Origin of the sequence: Winogradskyella ouciana (assembly GCF_009709615.1) — a bacterium.
Lineage (GTDB): Bacteria > Bacteroidota > Bacteroidia > Flavobacteriales > Flavobacteriaceae > Winogradskyella > Winogradskyella ouciana.
Map to the genome: position 1 here is coordinate 1 of NZ_WJYA01000332.1, position 231 is coordinate 231.

Consider the following 231-nt stretch of genomic DNA (forward strand, 5'->3'; position numbering starts at 1 on the left):
AAACAGAACTGATTCAAAACTTAGCCCATGATTTAAAAACACCTTTAGCAAGCATTATTTCATATTCTGAAGGACTACGTGATGGTATAATCACTAAGGATCATGAGATTAAAGAGTCATACGACATATTAATTAAACAAGCAAACAGATTATCAACATTATTTGATGATATGACTCATATTATCACTTTAAATACAGGTAAAACATATCCCCCAGAATTAATACAACTAG

Annotated in this window: 1 protein-coding gene; it reads left to right on the forward strand. The window is 29.9% G+C overall.

Features of this window, described 5'->3' with window-relative positions:
- A partial coding sequence (locus F1003_RS19285; RefSeq protein WP_497986948.1) for a histidine kinase dimerization/phospho-acceptor domain-containing protein occupies window positions 1–231 on the forward strand: 231 nt, incomplete at both ends.